This window comes from Mesorhizobium sp. M2C.T.Ca.TU.002.02.1.1 (assembly GCF_003997225.1).
The window spans coordinates 1-6,509 of record NZ_RZTO01000310.1; the positions used below are offsets into that span (position 1 = coordinate 1).

10 protein-coding genes are annotated in these 6,509 nt (G+C 65.0%); 5 read left to right on the top strand and 5 right to left on the bottom strand.

Features of this window, described 5'->3' with window-relative positions:
* The 4 genes from EOD07_RS17525 to EOD07_RS17540 all read left to right on the top strand — a co-directional run.
* The coding region (locus EOD07_RS17525) for a signaling recognition particle receptor family protein (RefSeq protein WP_164772313.1) at positions 1-551 on the top strand (551 nt) is incomplete at its 5' end.
* Positions 552-614: 63 nt separating this feature from the next.
* Positions 615-1,271 carry a septation protein A gene (locus tag EOD07_RS17530; RefSeq protein WP_040987845.1) on the top strand — a complete coding sequence of 219 codons (657 nt, stop codon included), beginning with the start codon at positions 615-617 and terminating at the stop codon, positions 1,269-1,271.
* 90 nt (positions 1,272-1,361) lie between these two features.
* Positions 1,362-1,982: a pyridoxamine 5'-phosphate oxidase family protein gene (locus tag EOD07_RS17535; protein ID WP_127236364.1), complete on the top strand. Its 621-nt coding sequence runs from the start codon at positions 1,362-1,364 to the stop codon at positions 1,980-1,982.
* Positions 1,983-2,018: 36 nt separating this feature from the next.
* Complete coding sequence (locus tag EOD07_RS17540) at positions 2,019-2,549, top strand: NADPH-dependent FMN reductase (protein ID WP_127236365.1); 531 nt, start codon at positions 2,019-2,021, stop codon at positions 2,547-2,549.
* A 234-nt stretch (positions 2,550-2,783) separates the two neighbouring features.
* Here the strand turns inward: EOD07_RS17540 and EOD07_RS17550 are convergent, their stop codons facing one another.
* Together EOD07_RS17550 and EOD07_RS17555 are read right to left on the bottom strand one after the other, a co-directional pair.
* Positions 2,784-2,990, bottom strand: coding sequence for a 4-oxalocrotonate tautomerase family protein (locus EOD07_RS17550; RefSeq protein WP_041003007.1), 207 nt, complete (start codon positions 2,988-2,990; stop codon positions 2,784-2,786).
* A 159-nt stretch (positions 2,991-3,149) separates the two neighbouring features.
* Entirely contained in the window at positions 3,150-4,070 is a 921-nt protein-coding gene (locus EOD07_RS17555; RefSeq protein WP_127236366.1) for an SMP-30/gluconolactonase/LRE family protein, read from the bottom strand.
* 293 nt (positions 4,071-4,363) lie between these two features.
* On the opposite strand from EOD07_RS17555, the gene EOD07_RS17560 reads away from it, so the two are divergent.
* Entirely contained in the window at positions 4,364-4,528 is a 165-nt protein-coding gene (locus tag EOD07_RS17560; RefSeq protein WP_116390116.1) for a hypothetical protein, read from the top strand.
* Positions 4,529-4,746: 218 nt separating this feature from the next.
* Here the strand turns inward: EOD07_RS17560 and EOD07_RS17565 are convergent, their stop codons facing one another.
* From EOD07_RS17565 to ccmB, 3 genes are all read right to left on the bottom strand, one after another.
* Positions 4,747-5,325, bottom strand: a complete 579-nt coding sequence (locus tag EOD07_RS17565) for a DsbE family thiol:disulfide interchange protein (protein ID WP_127236367.1) — start codon at positions 5,323-5,325, stop codon at positions 4,747-4,749.
* On the bottom strand, positions 5,322-5,489 hold the full coding sequence (gene ccmD, locus EOD07_RS17570) for a heme exporter protein CcmD (protein WP_127236368.1): 168 nt from the start codon (positions 5,487-5,489) through the stop codon (positions 5,322-5,324). The genes EOD07_RS17565 and ccmD overlap by 4 nt, the downstream gene beginning before the upstream one ends.
* A gap of 117 nt (positions 5,490-5,606) precedes the next feature.
* On the bottom strand, positions 5,607-6,272 hold the full coding sequence (ccmB, locus tag EOD07_RS17575) for a heme exporter protein CcmB (protein ID WP_040987903.1): 666 nt from the start codon (positions 6,270-6,272) through the stop codon (positions 5,607-5,609).
* Positions 6,273-6,509: the final 237 nt, after the last annotated feature.

Sequence of the window (6,509 nt, forward strand, 5' to 3'; positions counted from 1 at the left end):
CCGCCAAGCTGACCGAAGGCGGCCTCAAGGTGATGTTGGCCGCCGGCGACACCTTCCGCGCCGCCGCGATCGAGCAGCTGAAGATCTGGGGCGAGCGCACGAAATCGCCCGTCATCGCCACCAAGCTCGGCGCCGATGCGGCGGGCCTCGCCTATGACGCCTTCGAGAAGGCGAAGGAGGCCGGCTCCGACGTGCTGATCATCGACACGGCCGGACGCCTGCAGAACAAGACCGAGCTGATGGCCGAGCTGGAGAAGATCGTGCGCGTGCTGGGCAAGCTCGATCCGGAAGCGCCGCACACCGTGCTGCAGACGGTCGACGCCACCACCGGCCAGAACGCGCTGAACCAGGTGGAGATCTTCCGCAACGTCGCCGGCGTCAACGGACTGGTGATGACCAAGCTGGACGGCACGGCGCGCGGCGGTATTCTGGTGGCGATCGCCGCCAAGCACAGGTTGCCGGTCTATTTCATCGGCGTCGGCGAACAGGTCGACGACCTCGAACCATTTTCCGCCAGCGAATTCGCCCGGGCGATCGCCGGCGTGGCTTGAACAAGGGCGTGATCTTGGAAGGCCGCCTGCTTTTCGGCCAGATCATGCGCAAGAAGGACTTTTATGAACATCCTCGAACGCGACCCGTCCGATCCACGCCGCAAGCCGATGAATCCCGGCCTGAAGTTCCTGCTCGAGCTGGGACCGGGCCTGGTGTTCTTCTTCACCACCATTCGTGGCGAGTGGCTGGCCGAGAAATTCCCCATCCTCACCCATCTTGGCGAGCCGATCCTGATCGCCACCGCCTTCTTCATGGTCGCGACCGCGCTTTCGCTGAGCGCCTCCTGGGCGCTGACGCGCAGCCTGCCGCTGATGCCGCTGGTCTCGGCTATTGTCGTCTTCGTCTTCGGCGCGCTGGCGCTTTACCTGCAGGACAAGACCTTCGCCTTCATGAAGCCGACGATCATCAACTCGCTGTTCGGCGTCACGCTTCTCGGCGGGCTTCTGTTCGGCCGCTCGCTGCTCGGCTACGTCTTCGATTCCGCCTTCCAGCTCGATGCCGAAGGCTGGCGCAAGCTGACCTTCCGCTGGGGCCTGTTCTTCCTGTTCCTCGCCGTGCTCAACGAGGTTGTCTGGCGCAACTTTTCCGAGGCGACCTGGCTTTATTTCAAGGTCTGGGGCACGATCCCGATCACCTTGCTGTTCACCTTCAGCCAGATGCCGCTGATCATGCGCCATTCGCTTGAGGAAAAAGCCAAGGAAGAGAAAGCGGGAAACTAAGGCAATTCCAGGAAAAGTGTGTAGCGGTTAGGTTCGGCGACTTCGCCGTAACGTCCGCCCGGAATTGCGTCAGGCTAAGAGAGGGGCAGTATGGAATTCCTGACCACGCATGACGAGCTGAGGACGATCTACAAGACGCCCCGGCCGACCGACGGCTCGATCCGCAAGGAACTGAAAGCCCTCGACGGCCATTGCCGTTCCTTCATCGGCAAGAGCCCCTTCGTGCTGATCGGTTCCTCCGACGGCGCCGGCAATGCCGACGTGACGCCCAAGGGCGACAAGCCCGGCTTCACCGCCATCCTCGACAACAACACCATCGCCATTCCCGACCGGCCGGGCAACAACCGGCTGGACACGCTGGAAAACATCATCCGCAACCCGTCGGTCGGGCTGCTCTTCCTGATCCCAGGCATGAACGAGACGCTGCGCGTCAACGGCGACGCCCGCATCACCGTCGACCCCGCCTTACGCGAACGCCTGGCTGTCGACGGCAGGGAACCGCAGAGCGTGATCGTGGTGACGGTCAAGGCCGCCTACATGCACTGCGCCAAGGCCTTCATGCGCTCCGACCTGTGGAAGCCGGAGACCTGGTACGACCGCGCGACCTTGCCGACGCTCGGCCAGATCATCCGCGACCAGCTGGCGCTGAGCGAAAGCGCCGGCGAGATCGACCGCGAGCTGGACGACGATTACCGGCAGACCATGTGGTAGGCTTCGCGGACGACTCACTCCTCGTCCGGTTCTCCCTTGATCGACATCATCGCCATATCGGGCAGCCTGCGCGCCGCCTCGACCAATTCGGCCCTGCTCGCCGCCTTGGCCGCCAACGCGCCCGCGGACTGCCATGTCCAGGTCTATGACGGCCTCGGCCGGCTGCCGATCTTCAACCCCGACGATGAGGGCGACCGCACGCCGCCCGAGGCGGCACGCCTGATCGAGATGATTACCCGCGCCGACGGCGTCATCGTCTCCTGCCCGGAATATGCGCATGGCGTGCCCGGCGGCATGAAGAACGCGCTCGACTGGCTGGTCTCGCGCGACGCCGCCGTCGGCAAGCCGGCGATGCTGGTGCATGCCTCGCCGCGCTCGCTCTATGCGCGGGCCGCCTTGGCCGAGATCATGCGGACGATGTCGTTCGCGATATATGAGGGGGCGCTGGAGATCGCGCTGCTGGGCAAGAAGCCGGCGGAGATGGAGATGATCCTGGCGGAGGGTTCGAACCGGCGGGCGATGCACGGAGCGATCGAGGCTTTCTCCGGGTTCATTCGATCAAAGTGAGCGCTAACCAGCTTCGCTTGCGATCCTTCGCGCCCCCCTCTGCCCTGCCGGGCATCTCCCCCACAAGGGGGGAGATTGGCAGTTTCCGCGCCGGCGCCCTTCCTGCAACGTCGGCGATTGGCGAAAGCCGAGGCGACATCTGATCTCCCCCCTTGTGGGGGAGATGTCCGGCAGGACAGAGGGGGGCGCTGTCCCGCCGACCCCTCGCATCTTCAACGCCGCGGCGTAAACACTCTACCCCTTCCGCAGCGTCTCCACATCGGTCTTGCCGACATACCAGTCGCGGGCGTTGACCTCCTCGAACACCACCCAGACATCGTTGTTGCTGAGCCCGGTGGCGTCCATGATGGCCGCGGTCACCTTCTTGGCGATGTCAGCCTTCTTGCCGGCCGGATCGGCGGCGATCACTTCCTTGACGATGCGGATGTTGACGAATGGCATGATGTCCTCCCCTTGGGTTCTGCCGGTTGGCGTCAGGCGACGGCTTGGCAATTCGGTCCGGCGCCCCGGATGGCGGTGGTTGCGGGAACCGCAGCGCGGCGGGCGCTGCGGGGATGCGCAGAAAGACCAGCAAGGGCCAGAACAGCGCCTGCAGCAGCTTCAATAGGTTTTCGCCCCATTCACCATCAGCCGCACCATGTAGAGCGAGGTGGTGCCGGCGATGTAGAGACAGTTGAGCTTGTTGCCGCCGAACACGCAGTTGGCGGTCACCTCAGGCACCTTGACCTTGCCGATCAGCGTGCCGTCCGGGTCGTAGCAGTGGATGCCGTCGAAGGCGCTGGTCCAGATGCGGCCCTCCGAATCGAGCCTGAATCCGTCGAACAGGCCGGCGGTGCAGTCGGCGAACACCTTGCCGCCCGAAACCTTCTTGCCGTGCTTGCCGACGTTGAAGACCCGCATATGCGCCGGGTTCTTCTCGCCATGCGTGCGGCCGGTGTCGACGACATAGAGCAGGCTTTCGTCGAGCGAGAAGGCGAGCCCGTTCGGCCGCACCATGTCGGTGATGACGGCCTCGACATCGCCCGTCTCCGGATCGACGCGATAGACATTGCAGGCGCCGATCTCGCTTTCGGCCTTGTCGCCCTCATAGTCGGTGTCGATGCCGTAGCTCGGATCGGTGAACCAGATCGAGCCGTCGGAGCGCACCACCACGTCGTTGGGCGAGTTCAGCCGCTTGCCCTTCCACTTCTCGGCGATGGTGGTGATCGAGCCGTCGAACTCGGTGCGGCTGACGCGGCGGCCGGAATGCTCGCAGGTCACCAGCCGGCCCTGCCGGTCGACGGTGTTGCCGTTGGAATTGCCGGACGGCTGGCGGAACACGCTGACGCTGCCGTCCGTCTCGTCAAAGCGCAGCATGCGGTTGTTCGGGATGTCGGACCAGACGACATAGCGGCCGGCCGCGAACCAGGCCGGTCCTTCCGCCCAGCGGCAGCCCGTGAACAGCTTTTCCACCTGCGCGCTGCCGTTGAACAGGCGCGCGAAGCGCGGATCGAGAATTTCGTAATAGTCAGCGGCCGCCATCAATTTCCTCCCGGCATCAGGTGACGGGCGGATCAAGCCAGCCCGAAGCCGATCTGGCAAGACGGCAGGCCTGCAATTTGTATGACAAAACGGATGAGAACTGCGTGAAGCGCGCCATCTCGGCTGCCCGGCCGGGCACATAGGCCTGTTAGGTCGGAATTAACCGGCTATGCGCTGATTGCAATGGTGCATTGCAGCATCTTTCTTTTGCAATGCACCATTCCTATGTCATCCTCGCAATCGTCAGGGAGGAACAACCGGCCGCGTCAATGCGGCATGAAAGGAACCCTGTCATGTTCGACAATCTTGTCTCCCGTGCCCGCGCCAGCATCGCCAAGCGCCGCCACTACAACCGTCTCGTCGCCGAAATCGAGAACCTGTCGAGCCGCGATCTCGCCGATCTGCGCGCCGACCGTTCCGAGATGCTCTACCAGGTCCACAAGCAGATCTACGGCTGAGCTACCACGCCTCGTCATCCTCGGGCTTGACCCGAGGATCCATGCCGTGACTTGCGAGCGCAGCAGCGGTGCAGACACACGGGCCAACAAGCGCCAATTCTGGACCGCCGCATTCCTCGATCAACGTCACGGAATGGATTCCAGGGTCTGCGCTGCGTCGCTTCGCTCCTTGCTTCGCCCTGGAATGACGACGTAAGGGGACTCAGCCTGGCGCCATGTCAGCCCGGCGCCGCCAGCGCTTTTTCGATCTGCGGCAGCAGCAAAGCCTTCACGGAGTCGGGCGTCAGCGGCCCGACATGCTTGTAGGCGATCTTGCCGTCCTTGCCGATGACGAAGGTCTCCGGCACGCCATAGACGCCCCAGTCGATCGCCGCGCGTCCGGCCGGATCGACGCCGATCGCCTGATACGGATTACCGAGATCGCCGAGGAAGCGGCGGGCGTTTTCCGGCTGGTCCTTGTAGTTCAGCGCGGCTAGCGTGAAGCGCTTGTCCTGCGACAGGCCGAGCAGCACCGGATGCTCTTCGCGGCACGGCGCGCACCAGGACGCGAACACGTTGACCAGCGTCACCTTGCCGGCGAAGTCTTTCGACTCGAGCCCGGGCAGACTCGTCCCCTCGAGCGGCGGCAGGTCCGTCTGCGGCGCCGGCAGGCCGATCAGCGCCGAGGGGATTTCCGAGGTGTCCCGGCCCGAGAGCAGCTGCGACAGGAACAGTCCCGCCAACCCCAGGAACACCAGGAGCGGCAGAAGCACAAACAGGCGGCGTCGCGACGCCGGAGCTTCGCCATCGATGCTCATGACTTGACGGCCTTGTCGGAACGCCGCCGCACCCCGGCCGCTTCGAGCGCCGCGAGCTCACGCTTGCGCGCCCGCTGGTCGAGCAGGATCCAGCCGACCAGCCCGGCCAGCACGATGGCCGTGATGGCATAGGCGGCGGTGACGAACAGGGCATGCGCGCTCACAGCGACCGCCCTCTGCCCTTGGTCATGTCAACCGTTCCGATCATGTCTTCCCTTAGCCCTACCGCGACCGTCCTGCAATTTGCCGCGGTGCCGCAGTGAAGGAACGTCTCCCTCGCCTCAATCCGTCCCGTGCCGCAGCGCCAGCGCCGCCGCCAGCGGGCCTAGCACCGCAAGAAACAGCGTCAGCGCGGCGAGAATGAGGAAAGGCTGCAGGAACGGCGCCGGATCGGCCACCGCGCCATAGCTGGCCGAAACGCCGAAGATCAGCACCGGAATGGTGAGCGGCAGCACCAGCACCGAGATCAGCAGCCCGCCGCGCGGCAGCGCCACCGCGACCGCGGCACCCGCGGCGCCGATGAAGGTGATGGCCGGCGTGCCGACAAGCAACGTCAGCGCCGTCGCGCCGATACCCAGCGGCTCCATATTCATGAACAGGCCGAGCAGAGGAGCCGCGACCACCAGCGGCAGCACGCTGCCGGTCCAATGGGCCAGGCATTTGGTCAGCACCGTCAGCGCCAGCATGTGGCGGTCGCCGTTGAGCACCAGCAGATCGAGCGAGCCGTCCTCGCGGTCGGCCTGGAAGAGCCGGTCGAGCCCGAGCAGGCAGGCGAGCAGGGCGGCGATCCACAGGATCGCCGGGCCGATGCGCGACAACAGGTTGAGGTCGGGGCCGACGCCGAACGGGATGGTGACGATGACCGCGAGGAAGAAGATGACGCCGGTCAACGCGCCGCCGCCGGCGCGGATGGAGAGGCGGATGTCGCGGAGGAAGAGAGCTAGCATGGTTTGAGATGCCTGCGCCCAGGCCCCCCTCTCTGGCCTGCCGGCCATCTCCCCCTCAAGGGGGGAGATTGGATGTCACCGAGGCCTTCGCCAATCTTCAACGTAGAGAGGTTGGCGGGGCGCCCGAACTGCCGATCTCCCCCCTTGAGGGGGAGATGGCCGGCAGGCCAGAGAGGGGGGCTTGGCGCAAACATCAACCGGCTACCCTCATTTGCAGTTCGCGCGCCCCTTCCAGCC

Bases quoted from the DNA above. Each gene is read 5' to 3' on its own strand.
- EOD07_RS17530 (WP_040987845.1), top strand. From the start codon at position 615: ATGAACATCCTCGAACGCGACCCGTCCGATCCACGCCGCAAGCCGATG.
- EOD07_RS17535 (WP_127236364.1), top strand. From the start codon at position 1,362: ATGGAATTCCTGACCACGCATGACGAGCTGAGGACGATCTACAAGACG.
- EOD07_RS17550 (WP_041003007.1), bottom strand. From the start codon at position 2,990: ATGCCATTCGTCAACATCCGCATCGTCAAGGAAGTGATCGCCGCCGAT.
- EOD07_RS17555 (WP_127236366.1), bottom strand. From the start codon at position 4,070: ATGGCGGCCGCTGACTATTACGAAATTCTCGATCCGCGCTTCGCGCGC.
- EOD07_RS17560 (WP_116390116.1), top strand. From the start codon at position 4,364: ATGTTCGACAATCTTGTCTCCCGTGCCCGCGCCAGCATCGCCAAGCGC.
- EOD07_RS17565 (WP_127236367.1), bottom strand. From the start codon at position 5,325: ATGAGCATCGATGGCGAAGCTCCGGCGTCGCGACGCCGCCTGTTTGTG.
- ccmB (WP_040987903.1), bottom strand. From the start codon at position 6,272: ATGCTAGCTCTCTTCCTCCGCGACATCCGCCTCTCCATCCGCGCCGGC.